Below are 287 nucleotides of genomic sequence, written 5' to 3'. Positions count from 1 at the left end.
CGCCGAGCGCGGCCTCCCCGTCCTCGCGACGAACAACGTGCACTACGCGGCCCCGCAGAAAGAGCTGCTCGCCGCGGCCGTCGCTGCGGTGCGCGCCAATCGCAGTCTCGACGAGCTCGACGGGTGGCTGCCCGCGCACGCCGGGGCGCACCTGCGTTCCGGGGCCGAGATGGCGGCGCGGTTCGCCCGGTATCCGGGAGCGGTCGCGCGGACCGTGTCGCTCGCCGACGAGCTCGCCTTCCCGCTGCGCCGGGCCAAGCCCGCGCTCCCGAAGCAGACGGTCCCCG

Annotated in this window: 1 protein-coding gene; it reads left to right on the top strand. The window is 76.3% G+C overall.

All coding sequences use genetic code 11. The features are described 5' to 3' along the window. A partial coding sequence (locus ACZ3HG_RS23360; RefSeq protein ID WP_465334706.1) for a hypothetical protein occupies positions 1-287 on the top strand: 287 nt, incomplete at both ends.

The organism is Erwinia sp. PME.40.26/001 (genome assembly GCF_055556675.1).
The sequence above is the reverse complement of the archived record's forward strand: the minus strand, read 5'-3'. Positions and strand labels throughout refer to the sequence as shown.